Consider the following 19164-nt stretch of genomic DNA (forward strand, 5'->3'; position numbering starts at 1 on the left):
GCCGGCACCGCCCGCGGCTGAGCGGCCGACCGGCTGAAGGGACGGCCGCTCAGCCGAGGGGCGGCGCAGGGTATGCGGGGCAGCGCGTGCCGACCGGGGCGCGGTCCGCCGAGCAGCGGGCGCCGGCCGGCCGCGGTGGCCCGGCCGGCACCGTCAGGCGACGGCCGTCGCCAGCCGCGTCGTCCGGCGTGCGGCCAGCGCGGTCGCGGCCAGCGCGAAGACCACGACCGCCGCGCTGACGACGCCGTAGGACACCAGGTCGACGACGGGCGGCCCGTCGAGCACCCCGGCGCTCACCCCGACCACCGCCGGCACCACCGCCGCGGTGCCGACGACCCACGCCGTGACCCCGGTGATCGTCGCCTCGACGGTGGTCATCGCCAGGAGCTGGCGGCGGGTCGTGCCGGTGCGGTGCAGCAGCGCGAGCTCGTCGCGCCGCGCCACCGTGGTCATGGCCAGCGTGCTCGCCGCCCCGACCGCCACCACCGCGAGCAGCAGGAGGAGCAGCGCGGTCCCGATCTCGTTCTCGCCGCCGGCCGACCGCATCGCCGTGGTGATGTGCGTCCCGGGGTCGGCCGCCGTCGCCCCCAGGGCGGTGATCGCTGCGGTGGCGTCCGCCAGGTCCGTTCCCGCGGCGAGGTCGACCAGCACCGTGTCGGCCATCATGGGCAGCCCGTGGGCCTCGGCCGTCGCCGGTCCGGTGATCAGGCCGGCGACCCCCAGCCCGCGCGAGAACACCGCGACGACGGTCGCCTCGACGACGTCCTCGCCGAGCCGGAGCGTGAGCGTCTCGCCCAGGCCGGCGCCGCTGGTGAACGCCGTGTCGCTGCTGACGGCCACGGTGTCCGGGGAGTCGAGGCCGGCGAGCGAGCCGTCGACGACGTCCGGGTCGAGCGCCGTCGTGCCGGCGGGGACGACGCGCAGCGCGGTGGCCTCCCAGGCGAGCGCGCCGTCGAGCTCGTCGTCGGTGCGCAGCTGCCCGGGCACGGTCGCGAGCGGCACGGCGGACGTGACGCCGGGCACCGCGGCGACCTGCGCGGTGAGGTCCGCCGCCGCCTCCTCGGTAGGCGTGACGACGAGGTCCGCGGCGACCGACGCCACGAACTCCTGCTGTGCGCCGGTCGTGATCGCCTTGTTCACGCTCGTCTGGACGGTCGCGGCGGCGACGACCAGGGCGAGCGGGACGACGACGGTCGTCAGCCGCCGGGAGAACCCCCGCACGTTGCGGACGGCGAGCATCGTGGCCGGGCGCCCGCCGGCCGCGTGCGCCCGTGCCAGCCGGTCGAAGATCCAGCCGACGAGGACGGGCCCGGCGAGCGCGGCGGCACCGATCAGCAGGAAGGCGGAGAGCGAGGCCGTGGCGCTCCCCATCGCGCCCGGGATCCACAGGGGGGAGAACGCCGTGGCCAGCCCGCCCAGAGTCATCGCCAGGGCCGTGACCCGCCGGCCGGTACCGACCTGGCGGTCCTCGACCGCGCTCTGCTGGAGCGCCGCGGTCGGCGCCGTGCGTGCGGCCTCCCGGGCGCCGAGCCGGCCGACGGGCACCGCGGTGACCGCGATGAGCGCGACCGCGGCGAGGACGGGCAGCGGCGAGAGCGTCGACGTGAAGTCCGGCGCGACCATCCCGCCGCGCACGAGCAGCGGGTCGAGGAGCCGGGCGCCGAACAGGCCCGCAACCGCGCCCACCGGCGCGGCGACGAGCGAGACCACGGCCACCTCGGCGGTCACGGTGCGGCGCACCTGCGCGGGGGTGGCGCCGACCGCGCGCAGCAGCGCGAACTCCCGGCGGCGGCTGCGCAGCGCGAGGCTGACGGTCGCCGCGACGACCATCACCACGACGACGACCAGCGTCCCGGCGTAGGAGGACGCGAGGGAGACCAGCAGCCCCCCGGAGGCGGGGTCCCCGGCGGACTGCGTGCGCAGGCCGGACTCGAACAGGACCCCGGTCACCGCGAGGACCGCCGCGGCGACGGCGAGGACGACGGCGGTGCCGGCGAAGGCCCCGCGGTGGGCACGGACGCCCGAGGATGCGAGCTGCCACACGGTGCTCACCGGCCCGTCGTGAGGAGGCGAGCGGTGACCTGCTCGGCGGTGGGGTGCTCGAGCTGGTCGACGACGAGCCCGTCCGCGAGGACGACGACGCGCTCGGCGGCGGCCGCGACCCCCGCGTCGTGCGTCACGACGACGACGGTCTGCCCGAGCTCGTGGGCGGTGTCGCGCAGCACCTGGAGCACCGCGGCGCCGGTGCGGGAGTCCAGCGCACCCGTGGGCTCGTCGGCGAACACGACGGCGGGCCGCGTGATCAGCGCCCGGGCGATCGCGACGCGCTGGGCCTGCCCGCCGGACAGCTCGCCCGGCAGGCGGTCCATGAGGTGCGGCACGCCCAGGAAGTCGAGCAGCGCCGACTCCCACGCCGCGTCGACCGCGCGGCCCGCGAGCACGAGCGGCAGGCGGACGTTCTCGCGCGCCGTCAGGTGGCCGATGAGGTTGTAGGCCTGGAAGACGAAGCCCACGTGCTCCCGCCGGAACCGCGTGAGGTCGTCGGGCCGGAGCGTCGTGAGGTCGTGGCCCCCGACGACGACCGAGCCCCGGCTCGGGGTGTCGAGCCCGGCCGCGCAGTTCAGCAGCGTCGACTTGCCGGAGCCGGACTGACCGACGATCGCCGTCACGGAGCCGGCGAGCAGCTCGAGGGACACCCCGCGCAGCGCGTGGACGGGCTCGCGTCCCGGGTAGGTCTTGTGGAGGTCGACGAGGCGGACGGCGGTGGCCGTCGACTGCGTGGTGGTCGGCGCGGACATGGGGTGCTCCCGTGGTCGAGGTCGTGGTGTCGCTCTCGAACCTAGGAACCGGGAGGGTGGCCCATCGAGCCCCGGAAGGAGGGCCCGCGCGGGTTCCACCTTTCGATGCAGGCAGGATGCTGTCCCTGCAGGGGACCCGCAGCGAGGTCCCGCAGCGGTCCGGAGGAGGAGCAGCGCGTGGGCGTCGAGGAGTGGGTGCTGACCGGGGCGCGGGTGGCCCGGACGTCGGCGGACGGAGTCCGCGTGAGCCGGCCCGCCGCCGAGCCGGTCGACGTGCACGTGCGGGACGGGCGGGTCGTCGCCGTCGGTCCCGACGCCGCGCGGGCCGCCGGGGCGCGCGCCGAGCGGGTGGACCTGGGCGGCCGCGTCGTCGTCCCCGGGCTGTGGGACGCGCACACGCACATGGACCAGTGGGCGCTCGCCCGGCGCCGGCTCGACGTCTCCGGTGCCCGGTCGGCCGCCGAGGCCGCGCGACTCGTGACCGAGCGGCTCGCGCGCGGCGACGGCGACGAGGTGCTCGTCGGGGTCGGGTTCCGCGACGGGCTGTGGCCCGACGCCCCCGACGTGGCCCTGCTCGACGAGGCCGCCGCGCGCGCGGGGCACCCCGGCGCGGCCGTCGTCCTCGTCTCGGGCGACGTGCACTGCGCGTGGCTCAGCACCGCCGCGCTCAGGCGCTACGGGGTGCCGTGGCGCGCGGACGGGGTGCTGCGCGAGCACGAGTGGTTCGCGGTGAGCCCGCGGGTCAACGTCGTCGCGCCGCACGTGCTCGACGCCTGGGTCGACGAGTCGGCTCGCGCGGCGGCGGCGCGGGGCGTCGTCGGGGTCGTCGACCTCGAGCTCAGCGACCTGCTGACCGCGTGGCGGCGCCGGATCGCGGGCGGCACCCGGTCGCTGCGCGTCTCGGCGGGCGTCTGGCCCGACCACCTCGACCGTCCTGTCGCCGAGGAGCTCCACACCGGCGACGTCGTCCCCGGGCAGGGCGACGCGGCGCTGCTGACGATGGGCCCGCTCAAGGTCATCACCGACGGCTCCCTCAACACCCGCACCGCGTACTGCCACGACCCGTACCCCGGCCTGACCGGCCCGGACGCGCGCGGCGTGCTCTCGGTCCCGCCGGACCGGCTCGTGCCGCTCATGGCGCACGCGCACCGGCACGGCCTCCGCTCGGCGATCCACGCGATCGGCGACGCGGCGAACACCCACGCGCTCGACGCGTTCGCCGCGTCGGGTGCGCGCGGCAGCATCGAGCACGCGCAGCTCCTGAGCCCCGGGGACGTCGCACGGTTCGCCGAGCTCGGGATCGTCGCGTCGGTCCAGCCCGAGCACGCGATGGACGACCGGGACGTCGCCGACCACTACTGGGCCGGGCGCACGGGCCGGGCGTTCGTGCTGCGCGCGCTCGTCGACGCGGGCGTGCGCCTGACGCTCGGCTCCGACGCGCCCGTCGCGCCGCTCGACCCGTGGCAGGCGGTCGCGTCGGCCGTCGACCGGGCGCGCGACGGCCGCGAGCCGTGGCACCCGGAGCAGGCGATCGACCTCGACGTCGCGCTCGGCGCCTCGGTCCGCTCGCGCGTCGAGCCCGGGCAGGTCGCGGACCTCGCGGTGCTCGACGCCGACCCGTGGGCGCAGGGGGCGGACCTGCGCGGCCTGCCGGTCGCGGCCACGATGCTCGCGGGCGGCTGGACGGCGTCGCGGCTGTAGCCCACCAGCCCTGGGTCGCGGCGCGCAGGCCGCTTCCCCCCGGGTGCACGCGCACCCGGACCGCCCGCTCGAACCGCGACCCGCCCGCCCGGGCCCCGGCCCTGCGGGACGGCGGGCCTCAGCCCGCGGCGGCGACCAGGTCGGCGAGCTCCTGGAGCTGCGCGACCACGACCTGCCGCTCGGGCGACTGCGGGAGCGTCGCGTCGGCGACCCGCGGCAGCGCCCCGATCTGGGCGACGAGCTCGGACCGCTGCTCCGGCGGGACCTGCGAGAGCCGGAGGCTGCCGAGGTTGTTGTCCGAGATCACGCGCAGGCGCTCCGCGAGCTCGGCCGAGGCGACCCGGTCGGCGAGCGTGTCGACCGCCCAGTAGAAGACGGACGACGACACGTCCCAGTGACTCGACTCCGACACGAACACGATGCCTGCCATTACCCACCCACCATGAAGACCCGCGGCGACAGGGGCTCGATGAACTCCCGCACCCGGGCGATCTGCTCCGGACTGAACCTGGACACGTCGACGGGGACGAAGTCTGCCTTGTCGAGGTGCTTGACGATCTGCTCGGCGAGGTTGGGCCACTGGTCGTCGAAGAACTCGCCGGGGAAGTTGCCGACCGCGTCGTACGTGTTGCCTGCGGAGTCGACCCAGTCAGCGCTGCTGCCCTTCGGGGCTCGCGTGATCTCGACGCCACGCTCCTCGATGATGCGCTGCGCCGTCTGGTACTCCGACGGCCGGAACTTGTTGACGGCCGGGTCGAAGCCCAGGTCGTGCTCGGGGGTGCCCGGCTCGGGGCGGTCGGGCCACGTGCGTGGCGGGGGTGGCTCGTCCGGGGTCCGGGGGGCGCCGGGGTCGCGGGGCGGCGCGTCGGGGGTTCGCGGGACGTCCGGGGTCCGGGGAGCGTCGGGCGTGCGCGGGACGTCCGGGGTGCGCGTGGGCACGTCCGGGGTGCGGGGCACGTGCGGCGGCGTGGGTACGTTGCGCCCCAGCCGGGCCGCTGCCCCGAGCGCGCCCAGGCCGGCGAGCACCGGGAGGACGCCGAGGGCCCGCTCCCACCACGCGAGCTCCTGCCCGGTGAGCAGGTCACGCCCGGTGACGGCCTCGACGACGCCCTTGACGGTGCCGACGACGGGGATGAAGTCCAGGACCATCGACAGCGCCGCGAGCAGCGCCAGCCCGAACGCCGCCTCGGCCGCCGAGTTCGCGACCCCGAAGCAGTCGGTGAACACCGAGCAGTTGTCCGCCGCCGCGGGAGCCGCGGTGAACAGCCCGGCGAGCGCGGTGACGGTCCACGCCCCCACGGCGAGCTGGAGCCCGCGGAGCCGACGACGCCACGGTGGCGGGAGCGGGACGACGCCGGCCACGTCGTGCTGCGCCGTGCGCGGTGCCGCCGGTCCGCCCGGTGCCGCCGGTCCGCCGGGCGCAGCGTGCCGACCGGGGACGACGGGTCGCCCACCGGCCGGCGGCCTGCCGGGTGCCGAGGTCCGTGCCGGGCCTGTGGGTGCCCCCGGTGCAGCGCTCTCCCCGGGGCCCGAGGGACCGGGCGGTGCGGTGACTCCACCGGGAGGCCCTCCCGGCGCCACCGGCCCGTCCTCGTCCGCCGCCCGGGCACCACTCTCGTCCTCGGGCAGCGGTTCGCCCGGGAAGAACGCGAACACGACGACGACGCTCACGAGCACGAAGACGCCGAGCGCGGCGTAGCTGCCGATGACCTCGTTGGAGATGCCGTCGACCACGACGCGCGAGAGCAGCCACAGGGCGATGAGCCGGGCCCAGGCGGGCAGCAGCGCCGCGAGCCTGCGCCAGCGCTCGAGCCAGCCGATGCGGCGCGGACTCGTGCGGAGCAGGCGCACGGCGAGCAGCACGCCGAACGCCGCGACCCAGAGCAGGACGTGCTCGAGGATGCCCGCCAGAGTGAGCGTCGCGAGCAGCGACATCAGCACGGCGCCGGCCACGCGGCGGGCCGTGCCCGGCGGCGCGGGGACGCGCACGTCGAGGGCCGGGACGTGCACCCGAGAGGCAGACCCGTTCCCGGCTGCAGCGTCCTCGGGCGACGCGTCCTCGGGCGACGCGTGCTCGGCCGACGCGTGCTCCCCGTCCGCCCGTGCGGCGGCGGCGCGCTCGGCGGGGGTGGCGTTCGCCTCCCGGTCCTCGGCCGCGTGCAGGCGGTCCTGGAGCAGCCCCGGCACCATCGCGGCGCCCAGCCAGAGCTGCCGGAGCGCGGTCGCGACGACCGCCGCGGCGACGACGAACCCGCCCGTCTCCTGGAGCGTGGCGACGGCCTCGACCGTCGGCGCGCCGTTCGGCGAGCCCCACGTGAACAGCGGTCGGACCAGCGTCGGGGCGGCGGCCACCCACGCGTCCGTGCCGAGCCACGCGATGACCAGGAGCAGCGCGCTGACCAGGCTCCAGGCGAGCAGCGGCGGCATCCGGCGGCTGCGGCCCACCGTCTGGACCACCGCGCGGGCGGCGCGCGGCAGGAGGACGACGCCGGCGGCCAGCAGCAGGTAGGTGATGAGGCGCGGCAGCCAGCCGTGGACGACGGTCGCGAGCGGCCCGTCCCCGAGCGGCCCGGCGAACCACAGGGAGCTCGACCAGGCCACGCCCTCGTACCGCGGTGCGGTGAGGAGGTCGCCGACGCAGAACCCGACGACCACCAGCACCCCGAGCTGGCTCGAGAAGAACCCGAGCGCCACCATGACGACGAGGAGGACGGCCGACTCGGTGTAGACCGCGTCGTACCCGAGCCGCAGCAGGCCGCAGAGCAGGCCCAGCAGCAGCGTCGCGCCGGGGAGCACCGCCGCGAGGGGCGGCAGGGTGACGACGACGTGCCCGTCGCCGGCGAGCCCGCGCAGCGCGGGGAAGCGCAGCATCAGGCGCCGGGGGACCGCGACCCACTGGAGCTCGGCCCAGCGCACCACCTGGCTCATCGGACGGCCTCCCTCGACGTCGACCCGGACCGCTCGGCTCCGCGTGCCGTGCTCCGGCGCAGCAGCCACCGCGCCCCGAACCCCAGCGCCGTGCCGTACACGACGTGCCCGAGCACCGACATCTGCGTGAACTCCTGCAGCGCGCGGATGTCGAGCCAGCCGGGGTAGATCGCGAGCATGAACGCCTCGAGCCCGAGCGCGAACGCGATGCCGGCCCACACCGGCCGGTGCCCGAACCACACGGTGTACGCGATCCCGAACGCGACGCCGTTGAGCAGGTGGAACGCGACGCCCCACCCCCAGACCGCCCCGGTCACGCCCTCGCCGACGAGTGCCTGCCCGAACAGCGGGAACGCCGTGAAGGGCGAGACGTGGAGCCCCGCGAGCGAGACGAGCGCCCACCGGCTCAGGTCGTAGAGCACGGTCGCGGCGAGCCCGACGGGGACACCGACCCGCACCCGGACCGACCACGCGCGCCGCCGCTCGGGCTCCCCGCGCAGCGTCAGGGCGACGGCGCCGACCCCGAGCACCACGAGCAGCGCGAGGACCAGCGCCATCGGGGCGCCGGTCAGGACGTAGACGACGAGCGACGCGCCGCTGAGCAGGAAGACACCGCCCGGGACCAGCAGGGTGAGCAGCCGCCGCCCACCGGTGCGCGTGCTCGCGGGGTCGGCCGACTCGCTCTCCCGCACGTCCGCGTCAGGGTCCTCGCCCGGCATGGCCGTCCTCTGCCTGGTCGCTCCCGGCGGCGTCGTCGCAGCCAGGTCGATCGGTGGGGCACGCTACTGCAGGGGACGAATCGGGCGCTGCCCTGCCGACAGCAGGTGAGACGGGCGGTCAGCGTGCCGCGGTGCCCTCGGCGGCGTCCTCCTGGACCATGACCTCGGACGCGTGGATGCACACCATCCGCAGCGCCCCTGCGCCCGAGTTGACGAACCGGTGCCACGTGCCGGGCGGGACGACCGCGCAGTCGCCCGGGTGCGCGACGACGGTCGTGTCCCCGAGCGTGATCGTGGCCTCGCCGTCGAGCACGACCCACGTCTCGCTGTACGGGTGACGGTGCAGGCCCGGCCCCTGTCCGGGGTCGTTGTCGACGAAGAAGTACGACACCCCCGAGCCGTGCGCCCGCCCCTCGAAGCGTGCGGTGCGGGACCCGGGCAGGCGCAGGTCCGCGACGCGGACGACGGCCGGGACGGTGCCCATGCGGTGCTCCTCTCGGGCGCGCCGGACGGCCCCCGGCGGCTGCGACGAGCCTCCCACCGGGCACCGACACCGGAACAGCCCCGGCGGTGCAGCCTCAGCAGCAGTGGCCCGCCGCACGGGTGAGCCGCACGCGCCAGACGTCCGGTCCCTCGGCGAGGTACTCCCACGCGACCTGGCCCGGCTCCTCGGCGTCGAGCTGGTAGCGCAGCGGCTTGGGGTCGTGGTCGTTGGTCAGCACGAACGACTCTCCGGGCAGCAGCGCGGCGACGGCGGCGAAGATCCGCTCGTGGCGCTGGGCGGGGGCGAGCGGGCGCACGTCGAGGTCGCCGGGCTGGGCGTCCGAGACGGCGGTCGTCGCCGTCCCGTCCGCCGTCGCCGTGGAGGTGGCCTGTCCGCCGCCACCGCCGCAGCCGCCGTGGCCCCCGCACCCGCAGCCTCCCGTCGCGGGGGTGGTCGAGGCGTTGACGAGGGGGAGCTGGGTCATGGTGGTCCTCCGGTGGTCGTGCACGTACGCGACGACGGGCGCCGTCGCGAGGTCGGTGGGTGGGCGAGCCGGCTGCGGCCGAGGCGCGGCGTGCGGCCGGAGTGCTGGGGTGCGCTCGAGGCGCTCGGCGGGGTCGCTGCGGTGGCCGGTCACGGGCCCGCCTCGACCGCGAGCACCCCGTGCGCGCCGCGCTCGGCGTCGACCATGGCGTGCGAGACGACGGGGTAGTGCCCGGCCTCGGGCGGCACGAGCTCGACGAAGCCGCCCTGCGCCGGCAGCAGCCCGAGCACCTGCGCGCCGCCGGTCGTCGCGGGCGCACCCGGGCCGCCGAGCGTGTAGGCGCCCTCGAGGTAGACGGTGTCGAACTGCCCGCCGACGACGTGGAACGCGCTGGCCCGGCTCGGTCCGGCGTCGAGCACCCACAGCCGCACGCGCTCGCCGGCGCGGGCCCGCAGCGGGGCGTGGTCGTACTGGTTCGGGTAGCCGTTGAACACGACGGCGTCGGGCTGCTCGGCGCGGATCTTGGCGAGGTCCGCGACAGCGCCGTCGGGCCCGTCCGCGCCGAGGTAGAGCTCGGACTGCACGAGCAGGTACTCGCGGTCGACCGCGGGCAGGTCGGGCGGGTCGATCACCACCGCGCCGAACATCCCGTTCGCGATGTGCAGCGACATCGGCATCGTCGAGCAGTGGTACATCCAGACGCCCGAGCGGGTCGCGGTGAACGTGTACGTGAGCTGCTCGCCGGGCTCGATGGTCCGCATCGGCGAGTCGGGCGCGAGCGCACCCGCGTGGAAGTCGATCGAGTGGCCGATCGACCCGTCGTTGACGAGCGTGATCTCGAACGTGTCCCCGACGCGGCCCCGCAGCGCCGGGCCCGGGGCGGTGCCGCCGAACGTCCACAGCGTCTGGGTGACGCCGGGGGCGACCTCGCGGTCGACGTCCTGGACGCGCAGCGTGAGCCGGTGGTACGTCTCGGCCGGCGCCGGGGCGAGCGTCGCGTCATACGGCTCGTGGTCGGGCCCGGGCGTGGCGCCGGGGGTGAGGGTCGGGGCGGGGGCGGGCGCGCCGCCGCCGGACGCCCCGTCATGCCCGGCGCCGTGGCCCGTGCCGTGCCCGGCGTCCTGACTGGCGTCGCCGTCGCCGTCGCCGGCCCGCGACCTCGGCGACCCCGCACCTGCACCGCCGCCGATGCCCGCCGCGTCCTCGCCGGTCACGACCACGCGGAACGTCATCCCCAGCTGCCGGTGCCCCGCGACCGAGCACCACCCGTCGACCCCGCGCCCCACGACGCCGACCTCGACGCGCGTGGTCGCCCCCGCGGCGAGCCGCCCGGAGCTCGCGCCGGAGTCGAGGACGAGGTCGTGCACGGTGTCGTCGACGTTCGTCACCTCGAGCACCAGCGCGTCGCCGGCCTCGACCTCGACCGACGCGGGCACGAACCGCACGTCCTGCGCCTCGACCTGGACCACGACGACGCGTCCGGTCGGCTCGGCGGCGCCGGCCGCGCTCGACCCGAGGCCGGCGGCGGCGGGGTCGGCCGCGACGGCTCCGGCGACGACGACCAGCAGCGCGCACGTCGCCGCGAGCGCCGGCCCGAGCGGGCGCGCGGGCGGGGCCAGGAGCTCGACGGGCGGCATCGCCGCGGGCCCGGTCGTGGGCAGCACGCGCAGCCGTCGGCTCACGACCGCCGCCCGGACGAGGAGCACGGGCGAGGCGACGAGCGCCCCGAGCACGAGCATCGACGCGCCGACGCGCACGAGGCTCGGCGCCGGCAGCGCGAACAGCACGAGCCCGCCGTTGACGAGCACGAGCCGCGCGCCGCTGCCGCGCTCGACGACCGCACGCGCGGCCCGGTGCGCGGTCGGGCCGCCGCCGAGCACCATGGGCCCGAGGTGGCACAGCGCGCCGACGAGCACCTGCGCCGCGAAGCCGACGGCCAGCGGCGCGAGCACGGCGCCCGTGCGCACCTGCGCGTCGGCCCACCCGTCGGCCCCGAGCACCGCGACGGCCCACGCCGCGACGGACACCACGAACCAGCACCACGCGAGCCCGACCGAGCGGGACGCGAACGTGTCGGGGGTCCGCTGCCGGGCCTCGCGCGCGAGCGGCCACGAGGTGCGGCCGAGCCCGAGCAGGTACACGACGAGCCCGACGCCCGCGATGGTCCGCTGCCCGGTCGCGGCGCCGGCCAGGACGGTGAGCAGCCCGAGGCCCAGCACCACGAGCCCGTGGCGCGACGCGACGGCGGCGTCGGGCGCGAGCCGGACCCGCAGCATCGTCGGCCACAGGGTCACGGTGGTCCCGACGACGGTCAGCCCGACCCAGCCGAGCAGCATGACCGTGACGTGCGCGAGGTAGAGGCGCGCGGCCACGGCCCCCGCGACGTCCTCCCGCGCGAGCGTCGCCCCGAGCCCGGCGCCGACCGCGAGCGCCGTCGCCGACGCGACGAAGTACCAGGTGGTGCCCCCGAGCCGCACCCCGAGGCTCCCGCCGGCGACCCGGCTCTGCGCGACGATCGCCGCCGCGTGCCACAGGCCGACCGAGGCGACGAGCACGGCCCCGCCGACGACGACGGGCCACGTCGTCGTGAGCATCCCCGTGATGACCGCGAGCGCCCCGGCGGTGTGCAGACCGAGCCGCACCGCCTGGCCGCGGTGACCGCCGGGCAGCGGCGTGCGCCGGACCGCCTCCGCGAAGTGCGCGCTCCAGATGAGGATCGCCGTGCTGACCGCGCCGAGCAGCAGCCCGTGCACCATGAGCCAGCCCGCGACGGGGACGGCCCGGTGCGCGGCGGCGACGGTCGCGGCGGCGAGCAGCCACGCCACGACGAGGGCGTTGACGCGGACGTGCCAGCGCGACCTCATGCGGTGACCTCCGTCGGGTCCGCGGGTACGCCGGAGGCCGGGCGAGCGAGGGCTGGGTGAGAGGCGGCCGGGTGAGCGGGGGCAGGGTGAGTGGCGGCCGGGGAAACGGCGGCGGCGGGAGCGGCGCCCGGGTCGGTGGCGCCCGGGTCGGTGGTGACGGGTCGCCGCACGCGCGGCACCGCGCGACGCCCGGTCGCGACCGACCACACCGCGAGCCCGACGAACCCGAGCACCGCGGCGACGTTGAGCGCGCCCCCGGTCGCGAGCGCCCATGACGCCCCGTACGCGTCGCCGCCGAGCACGCGCAGCAGCAGCGACGCGTGCAGCAGCACGACCGGCACCGCGAGCACGGCCCGGTACGGGAACGGCCGGCCGAGCACCGCGGGGAGGATCACGGGGGCGTGCGCCATGATCATCGAGAGCGTGAACCCGAGGAACACGGCGTGCACGACGGCGTCGTACGCGGGCCCCTCGGTGACCGCCCCGGCGAGCAGCCACACGCCCCCCGCGACGAGCAGCCAGCCGTACCCGGCGAGCAGGCACCACGCCATGTAGCGCGGCAGCCCGGTCGTGCGGACGAGCCGGCGCGCGACGTCGTGCACGAGCAGCACGGCGACGAGCGCGAGCAGCGCGAGCCCCAGCAGCGCGTGGCCGGCGGCGGGCCACAGGGCGGTCGCGGCGACGGCGGCGGCGAGCAGCACCCCGAGCCCGAGCACCGCGCGCTCGCTCGCCTCGCCGGGCGAGCCGACGCGCGCGAGCTCGAGGCGCTCGCCGGCGATCGTCAGGACGAGGAAGCCGGCGAGCCAGGGGAGCGACGTCGCGACGGGGGCGCCGCCCGCCCACAGCAGCGCCGCACCGAGCGCGAGCACCGCGCCGACGACCTGGAGCGCGAGCGCGCGCGACTCCTGGCGCCGCCACAGCGCGCGGTAGACCGCGAGGAGCAGGGCGGTGCCGGCGACGAGCGCGAGCTGCCCGCCGAGCAGCGGGACGGCGGGGGCGAGGAGCGCGAGGCCGCCGGCGCCGAGGGCCGCGGGCGCTGCGTAGCCCCAGGGGCGGCGCAGGGCGACCGCCCGCTCGAGCGCGATGACGGTGCCGACGAACCCGAGCACGAGCAGCGGGCCGTGCACCTGGGGCAGGCGCTCGGTGGTCACGGGAGCCGGGAGGCCGAGCAGCAGCAGCCCCGCGTCGAGCCCGGCGAGGAGCGCCACGCCGCCCGGGACGAGGAGCGCGAACCTGCCCGCTTTTCTCACACTCCCACCGTAGAAATGCGTGGGGCGTGCGCCTGGGCCCTAGGTCCGGGGCGGGGCGCCCCGAAGCCGACGGGCCGGGCCGGCGCCGAGCTGCCTGCCGCCTACCCGGCCGGCCCGGCCCGAGCCGACCGGCCTACCCGATCGACCCGACCACGCGGTAGGCCACGGCGAAAGCGCCCGCGACGACGGCGGTCCCGAGCGTCGCGACGAGGACCGGCACGGCACCCCGGACCCGCCGCGCGAGCATCCCCGCGAGCAGCGCGAGCGCACCGGCGCCGAGGACGACCCAGTACGCCGCGCCGGTCGACTCCACGACGGACGTCAGCCCGTACACGGCCTCGCCGAGGCCGATGCCCGCGAGCACCGCGGTCCCGAGCGCCGCGCGCAGACCGTGCTCCCGCAGCCAGGCCGTCGCGACGCCCACGACCGGTCCGGCGACGAGCCCGATGGTGCCGAAGAACGTCGGGTCGTAGAACAGCCCGTGCATGTGCGCGCTCGCGCTGTACCCGAGCACGAGCAGCACGAAGCTCGCGGCGCCGAGCACCGCGGCGGTCCGCGACCGGGCGCGGGACCACAGCACGAGCAGCACGGTGAGCAGCGTCCAGCCGCCCGCGGAGTTCGCGAACGGGACCGCGGCGTCGGGCAGCGCGCCCTGGGCGGTGAGCGTGAGCGCGCCGAGCGCGGCGCTCGCGAGCGGCACGACGGCGACGCGGACCCGCCCGGTGCGGTGGTCGGGGCGCGCGTCCGGTGGCAGGGCGCGGGTGACGTCGGGGGTCGTGGTCTCGGGCATGCCTCGACGCTACGCAGGCGTGCGCGCGGTCCGCGTCCGCCCGCCGTCGGGCTCCGCCGTGCGCGGGTCCACCCGTGGGTGCAGAACCACGTCCGAGCGGAGGCGCACCGGGCGCGAGCGGCGTACAACGGAGTCACCCGCCACATCGACGACGATCGGCAGGCTCCGATGCGCAGGTTCTCCGTGCCGTCCCGCTCCTCCGCGGCCCCCGCCGCGTCCGTGACCGCCGCCGCCCGCGGGTCCGCGTCCGCGGCCGCCCGGCGGGGCTCCGCGTCCACCGCCGCCCGTGCGTCCGCCGCCGCCTCCGCGGCCGTGCTCGCCGCCGGGCTCCTGCTCGCCGGGCCGGCGGGCGCGACGACCGGTCCCGAGGCGCTCGACGGCCTCGGCGGCGGCTCGGGCGGGCCGCACGGCGCGGTGCGCTCGACCCCGTACACGAACCCGGTGAGCGCGGGCTTCGCGGACACCTACGCGGACCCCGCGGTCATCCGTGGCAAGGACGGCTGGTGGTACGCGTACGGCACGACGGACCCGCTGCGCGAGGGCGAGGGCGTGCGCCACCTGCTGCCGATCTCCCGCTCGTCCGACCTCGTGAGCTGGGAGTACGTCGGCGACGCGTTCACCGAGGACACGCTCCCGGCGTGGGCCGACGCCGGCCGCGGCGCCGCGCTGTGGGCACCCGACATCCGCTACGTCGACGGCGAGTACCGGCTCTACTACGTCGTCACGGACACCACGACCGGCCCGGACGACCCGGCCGAGCCCAACGACAACGCGATCGGCGTCGCGACCGCCCCGACGCCGGTGGGCCCGTGGACCGACGCGGGCGACCCCGTCGTGGACCCCCGCCGCGGCGCGGGCGCGTTCGGCGACTTCCGGTGGACGTTCGACCCGCACCACGTCGTCGGCCCGGACGGCACCGAGCACCTGTTCTACGGCTCCTACTACGGCGGGATCTGGGTCACCGAGCTCGCCGAGGACGGCACCGAAGCCGTCGGGGAGCCCGTGCAGGTCGCGATCGACAACAAGTACGAGGGCGCGTACGTGATCCAGCGCGACGGCTGGTGGTACCTGTTCGCGTCGTCGGCCAACTGCTGCGCGGGCCCGACGACGGGCTACAGCGTGCACGTCGGGCGCTCGCGCGACCTGACCGGGCCGTACGTGGACCGCGAGGGCGTGCCCCTGAACCAGTCCCGGGCCGGCGGCACGCCCGTGCTCGCGCCGAACGGCAACCGCTGGGTCGGCACCGGGCACAACTCGGTCGTCACGGACCTCGCGGGGCAGGACTGGATCGTCTACCACGCGATCGACCGCGCGGACCCGTACCTCGACAGGACCGAGGGCATCAACGAGCGGCCCATGCTGATCGACCGGCTCGACTGGGTCGACGGCTGGCCGACCGCGCGGGCGGGCGCCTGGGCGTCCGAGGACCGGCAGCGCGGCCCCGTCACGGGCCGGGTCACCGGGTTCGACGACGGCATCCCGCGCACGTGGCAGGCCGTGGGGCGCTGGGCCACGGGCGCCGACGACGACGCGGGCCCCCACGTGGTGTCCGGCGCGCCGGGCCGCACGGGGGTCAGCGCGCTCGTCACCCACCGGACCCACGGCGACGGCGTGCGCGTCGAGGCGGACCTGCGCGCCGACCCCGGCGTGACCGCGCAGCACGGGCTCCTCGCCGGGTACCGGACGCGCGGCGGGGCGGGCCGGCTCGAACGGCTCACCGACAACCCGGACGCCCGGCGCGGCCCGGTGGACCAGGTCAGCGCGGCGATCGACCCGGCCACGCGCGAGCTCGTCGTCGAGGCGACCGTCCGCGGCCGGTCCGTCGCCCGCGCGGCCGCGCCGCTGCCCGCGGACCTCGACCTGACGACGTGGCACTCCGCGGTCCTGACCGTGCGCGACGGCGTCGCCGAGGCCGAGCTCACGCACGCGCGCCTCGGCGACCCGCTCGCCGCCGTGACGCTCGACCTCCCGCGCGGTGCACGCGTGCCCGGGGCCGCCGGGGCGTTCGCCGCCGGTCCGGGCGTGCACGTCGACAACCTCAGCGCGCTCCCCACGGCGCGCCCGGTCACGCGCACCGTGCCGCTCGCCCGCCCGGGCGACCTCGTGCTGGAGGACGAGTTCGACGGCGACGCGCTCGACCCCGCGTGGACGGTGCTGCGCTCGCCGCAGGTCACCGTGGCTGACGGCGTGCTGCGCTGGCCCACCGAGGCCGGCGACCTCGGCGGCACCGCGAACGACGCGGGGGTGCTCCTGCGCGACGCGCCCGACGGCGACTGGATCGCAGAGACCCGCCTGACGATCGACCTCGGCACCGACGAGATCCGCAACTACCAACAGGGCGGGATCGTCGCCTACGTGGACGACGACCGGTGGGCGCGGCTCTCGCACGTCGCGATCTGGAACACCCGGCAGACCGAGTTCGGCACCGAGCTGCCGTACGCCGGGCGGCTGCAGTACGGCGGCACGATCGTCGGGCCGCCCGCCGAGACCACGTGGCTGCGCCTCGCGCACCGCACGGACGACGCGGGCGAGCACGAGGTCCAGGCGTTCACCTCGACCGACGGGCGCACGTGGGTCGCGGGCGGCGTGTGGACGTTCCCCGCGGGCTCGGAGCTGTCGATCGGGCTCGTCTCGCACGGCGGCGTGGGGGCGACCGCGGAGTTCGACTACCTCCGGGTCTTCGATCGCGCGGGCCGCAGCTGACGGCGGCGCCGCCCGGCTCAGCGCGCCGCGGCGACCAGCTCCTGCACGGCCGCGACGTCGTACGGCGCCGCGCCCCGGCGCTGCCGCTGGGCGTCGCGCGCCGCGGCCTGCACGGCGTCGTTGACCGGGGTCGGTACGCCGTGCAGCCGCCCGAGCAGCGCGATCTCACCGTTGAGGTAGTCGACCTCGATGCCGTCGGTGCCGCGCGCGAGGCTCTGCCACGTCGAGCTGCCGCCGCGCGGCCCGGTGCCGACCGGGCGCACCTGCACGGCGTCGCCCCGGCGCTCCTGCTCCTGCGCGGGCGTCGAGAAGTCGATCCCCGCGGCGGTGAGCACGGCCTCGCCCTCGGCGCGCAGCTCGTCGAGCAGCTTACGGGTCCCGGGCGCGCCGCCGACGAGCGCGTCGAGCCCGTTGCCGAGGTTGCTCAGCAGCTTGCCGTACTTCCACCGCATGACCTCGGCGTCCTCGACCGCGAGGAACCGGCTCGCCCCGAGGTCGGCGACGAGGCGTGCGGTCACGTCGTCGAGCGACCCCGGCACGCGCCCCACCGTGAGGAAGCCCGAGCGCGGGTGCCCCTCGGCCTGCACCGTGCCGGGCGTCAGGTAGGACGCGGGCAGCCACACGCACACCCCGTACACGCGCCGGAAGACGCGCAGCGCGGCGTGCTCGTTCGCGACACCGTTCTGCGCGGTCACGAACGGCAGCCGGTGCGCCGCGGGGGCGCCGGACGCGCCCACCGGCACGTCCGCCCACGCGTCGAGCACGCTGCGGGTGTCCTGCGACTTGACCGCCGACACCAGGACGTCGTCGTCGGTCAGCGTGAGCTCGTCGGGCCCACCCACCGCGGGGACGGGCAGCGTCGAGGACCCGTCGGGCGTCTCGAGGACCAGCCCGCGGTCGCGGATCGCGTCGAGGTGCGCGCCGCGCGCCACGAGGACCACGTCGTGCCTCGCCTCGAAGAGCCTCCCGCCGAGGGTCCCGCCCACCGCGCCCGCACCGATCACGACGTATCTCATGCGGGGGATCGTAGGTCGGGGCGTCGCAGGGTGGCGTGTCGTAGCGTCGGGTGGACGCGCCGGACCGCGGGCGCGGACCCACGCGCGCCGGCCCGGGCGTGCGGCCACGCAGGGGGAGACCGCACGTGACCGAGCCCGACCGCACGCCCGACCGCACCGCCACCCTCCTCGCCGACGCGCAGGCGCTCGCCCCCGGGCTGACCGCGCTGCGCCACGACCTGCACCGGGTCCCCGAGATCGGCCTGCACCTGCCGAAGACCCAGGCGCTCGTGCTCGCCGCGCTCGACGGCCTGGGCCTCGAGGTCACGACCGGCACCGGCCTGTCCTCGGTCGTCGCGGTGCTGCGCGGCGCCCGCCCCGGACCCGCGGTGCTGCTGCGCGGCGACATGGACGCGCTGCCCGTGACCGAGGAGTCGGGCGAGCCGTTCACGAGCGAGCACCCCGGCGTGATGCACGCGTGCGGCCACGACCAGCACGTGACCGGGCTCGTCGGCGCCGCCCGGCTGCTCGCGGCCCGGCACGAGGAGCTCGCCGGCTCGGTCGTGCTCATGTTCCAGCCCGGCGAGGAGGGCGACCACGGCGCCCGGCTCATGATCGAGGAGGGCGTGCTCGACGCCGCGGGCGAGCGCGTCGTCGCCGCGTACGGGCTGCACGTCGTCTCGTCGATGCTCCCGGCGGGGCTGGTCACGAGCCGCCCCGGCCCGGCGATGGCGGCCGCCGACCAGATGTACATGACCGTGCGCGGGCGCGGCGGCCACGGCTCGTCCCCGCACCGCGCCGCGGACCCGGTCACGGTCGCCGCGGAGATCGTGCTCGCGTTCCAGGCCGCGGTGACCCGCCAGTTCGACGCGCACGACCCCGTCGTCGTGACGGTCGGCCGGATCGCCGCGGGCACGACCGACAACGTGATCCCGGAGACCGCCGAGCTCGCCGCGACGATCCGCACGTTCTCCGAGGCGCACCACGCCGAGATCCCCGAGCGCCTCACGCGCGTCGCCGAGCACGTCGCGCTCGCGCACGGCCTGACCGCCGAGGTCGACTACGTGCGCGGCTACCCGGTCACGGTCAACGACGCGCACGAGGTCGAACGGGCGGCGCGCGTCACCCGGGCGCTCAGCGGGGAGGCCGGGTACGTGACTGCGGACCGACCGGTCTCGGGGGCCGAGGACTTCTCCTACGTCCTGCAGCAGGTGCCGGGCGCCTTCGTGTTCCTGGGCGCGACCCCGGCCGGCGCCGACCCCGCGACCGCCCCGTACAACCACGCGGCCGGCGCACGGTTCGACGACGCGGTGCTGCCGCTCGCGTCGGCGCTGCTCGCGGGCCTCGCGCTCGACCGCCTCGCGGAGGGTTGAGGCCGGGCTGCACACCGGACCGAGCACCGGGTGCGGAGCCCCCGCGCTGAGCACCGGGCGCTGAGCACCGGGCGC

At 77.1% G+C, this 19164-nt stretch carries 14 protein-coding genes; 3 read left to right on the forward strand and 11 right to left on the reverse strand.

Features of this window, described 5'->3' with window-relative positions:
* Window positions 1–153: 153 nt before the first annotated feature.
* Entirely contained in the window at window positions 154–2052 is a 1899-nt protein-coding gene (locus CCE01nite_RS08665; protein ID WP_034634749.1) for an FtsX-like permease family protein, read from the reverse strand.
* Complete coding sequence (locus CCE01nite_RS08670; RefSeq protein WP_034634751.1) at window positions 2049–2798, reverse strand: ABC transporter ATP-binding protein; 750 nt, start codon at window positions 2796–2798, stop codon at window positions 2049–2051. The genes CCE01nite_RS08665 and CCE01nite_RS08670 overlap by 4 nt, the downstream gene beginning before the upstream one ends.
* A gap of 213 nt (window positions 2799–3011) precedes the next feature.
* On the opposite strand from CCE01nite_RS08670, the gene CCE01nite_RS08675 reads away from it, so the two are divergent.
* Window positions 3012–4499 (forward strand): amidohydrolase, encoded by a 1488-nt coding sequence (locus tag CCE01nite_RS08675; RefSeq protein ID WP_052104471.1) that lies wholly within the window; start codon window positions 3012–3014, stop codon window positions 4497–4499.
* Window positions 4500–4617: 118 nt separating this feature from the next.
* Here the strand turns inward: CCE01nite_RS08675 and CCE01nite_RS08680 are convergent, their stop codons facing one another.
* From CCE01nite_RS08680 to CCE01nite_RS08715, 8 genes are all read right to left on the reverse strand, one after another.
* Window positions 4618–4929: a hypothetical protein gene (locus CCE01nite_RS08680; RefSeq protein WP_034634754.1), complete on the reverse strand. Its 312-nt coding sequence runs from the start codon at window positions 4927–4929 to the stop codon at window positions 4618–4620.
* Window positions 4929–7427, reverse strand: a complete 2499-nt coding sequence (locus CCE01nite_RS21775) for a pre-toxin TG domain-containing protein (protein ID WP_141372184.1) — start codon at window positions 7425–7427, stop codon at window positions 4929–4931. The genes CCE01nite_RS08680 and CCE01nite_RS21775 overlap by 1 nt, the downstream gene beginning before the upstream one ends.
* Complete coding sequence (locus CCE01nite_RS08690) at window positions 7424–8146, reverse strand: hypothetical protein (RefSeq protein ID WP_034634758.1); 723 nt, start codon at window positions 8144–8146, stop codon at window positions 7424–7426. Before CCE01nite_RS08690 ends, CCE01nite_RS21775 begins: the two co-directional genes overlap by 4 nt.
* A gap of 118 nt (window positions 8147–8264) precedes the next feature.
* Window positions 8265–8630, reverse strand: a complete 366-nt coding sequence (locus CCE01nite_RS08695) for a cupin domain-containing protein (RefSeq protein ID WP_034634760.1) — start codon at window positions 8628–8630, stop codon at window positions 8265–8267.
* 94 nt (window positions 8631–8724) lie between these two features.
* Window positions 8725–9114 carry a DUF2249 domain-containing protein gene (locus tag CCE01nite_RS08700; protein ID WP_084142962.1) on the reverse strand — a complete coding sequence of 130 codons (390 nt, stop codon included), beginning with the start codon at window positions 9112–9114 and terminating at the stop codon, window positions 8725–8727.
* Window positions 9115–9263: 149 nt separating this feature from the next.
* Window positions 9264–11978, reverse strand: coding sequence for a multicopper oxidase domain-containing protein (locus CCE01nite_RS08705; RefSeq protein WP_141372185.1), 2715 nt, complete (start codon window positions 11976–11978; stop codon window positions 9264–9266).
* On the reverse strand, window positions 11975–13228 hold the full coding sequence (locus CCE01nite_RS08710; RefSeq protein WP_174774684.1) for a DUF8744 domain-containing protein: 1254 nt from the start codon (window positions 13226–13228) through the stop codon (window positions 11975–11977). Before CCE01nite_RS08710 ends, CCE01nite_RS08705 begins: the two co-directional genes overlap by 4 nt.
* 133 nt (window positions 13229–13361) lie before the next feature.
* Window positions 13362–14018 (reverse strand): DUF6518 family protein, encoded by a 657-nt coding sequence (locus CCE01nite_RS08715; protein WP_246056375.1) that lies wholly within the window; start codon window positions 14016–14018, stop codon window positions 13362–13364.
* 168 nt (window positions 14019–14186) lie between these two features.
* Between CCE01nite_RS08715 and CCE01nite_RS21780 the strand changes: the two genes are divergently transcribed.
* The gene (locus CCE01nite_RS21780; RefSeq protein WP_141372186.1) at window positions 14187–16721 is read left to right on the forward strand and encodes a glycoside hydrolase family 43 protein; all 2535 of its coding nucleotides are present in this window, start codon (window positions 14187–14189) and stop codon (window positions 16719–16721) included.
* Window positions 16722–16738: 17 nt separating this feature from the next.
* On the opposite strand, the gene CCE01nite_RS08725 is transcribed toward CCE01nite_RS21780, so the two are convergent.
* The gene (locus CCE01nite_RS08725) at window positions 16739–17737 is read right to left on the reverse strand and encodes a ketopantoate reductase family protein (RefSeq protein ID WP_141372187.1); all 999 of its coding nucleotides are present in this window, start codon (window positions 17735–17737) and stop codon (window positions 16739–16741) included.
* A gap of 125 nt (window positions 17738–17862) precedes the next feature.
* Between CCE01nite_RS08725 and CCE01nite_RS08730 the strand changes: the two genes are divergently transcribed.
* On the forward strand, window positions 17863–19089 hold the full coding sequence (locus tag CCE01nite_RS08730) for a M20 metallopeptidase family protein (RefSeq protein ID WP_141372188.1): 1227 nt from the start codon (window positions 17863–17865) through the stop codon (window positions 19087–19089).
* Window positions 19090–19164 lie beyond the last annotated feature (75 nt).

Origin of the sequence: Cellulomonas cellasea (genome assembly GCF_006538745.1) — a bacterium.
GTDB lineage: Bacteria > Actinomycetota > Actinomycetes > Actinomycetales > Cellulomonadaceae > Cellulomonas_A > Cellulomonas_A cellasea.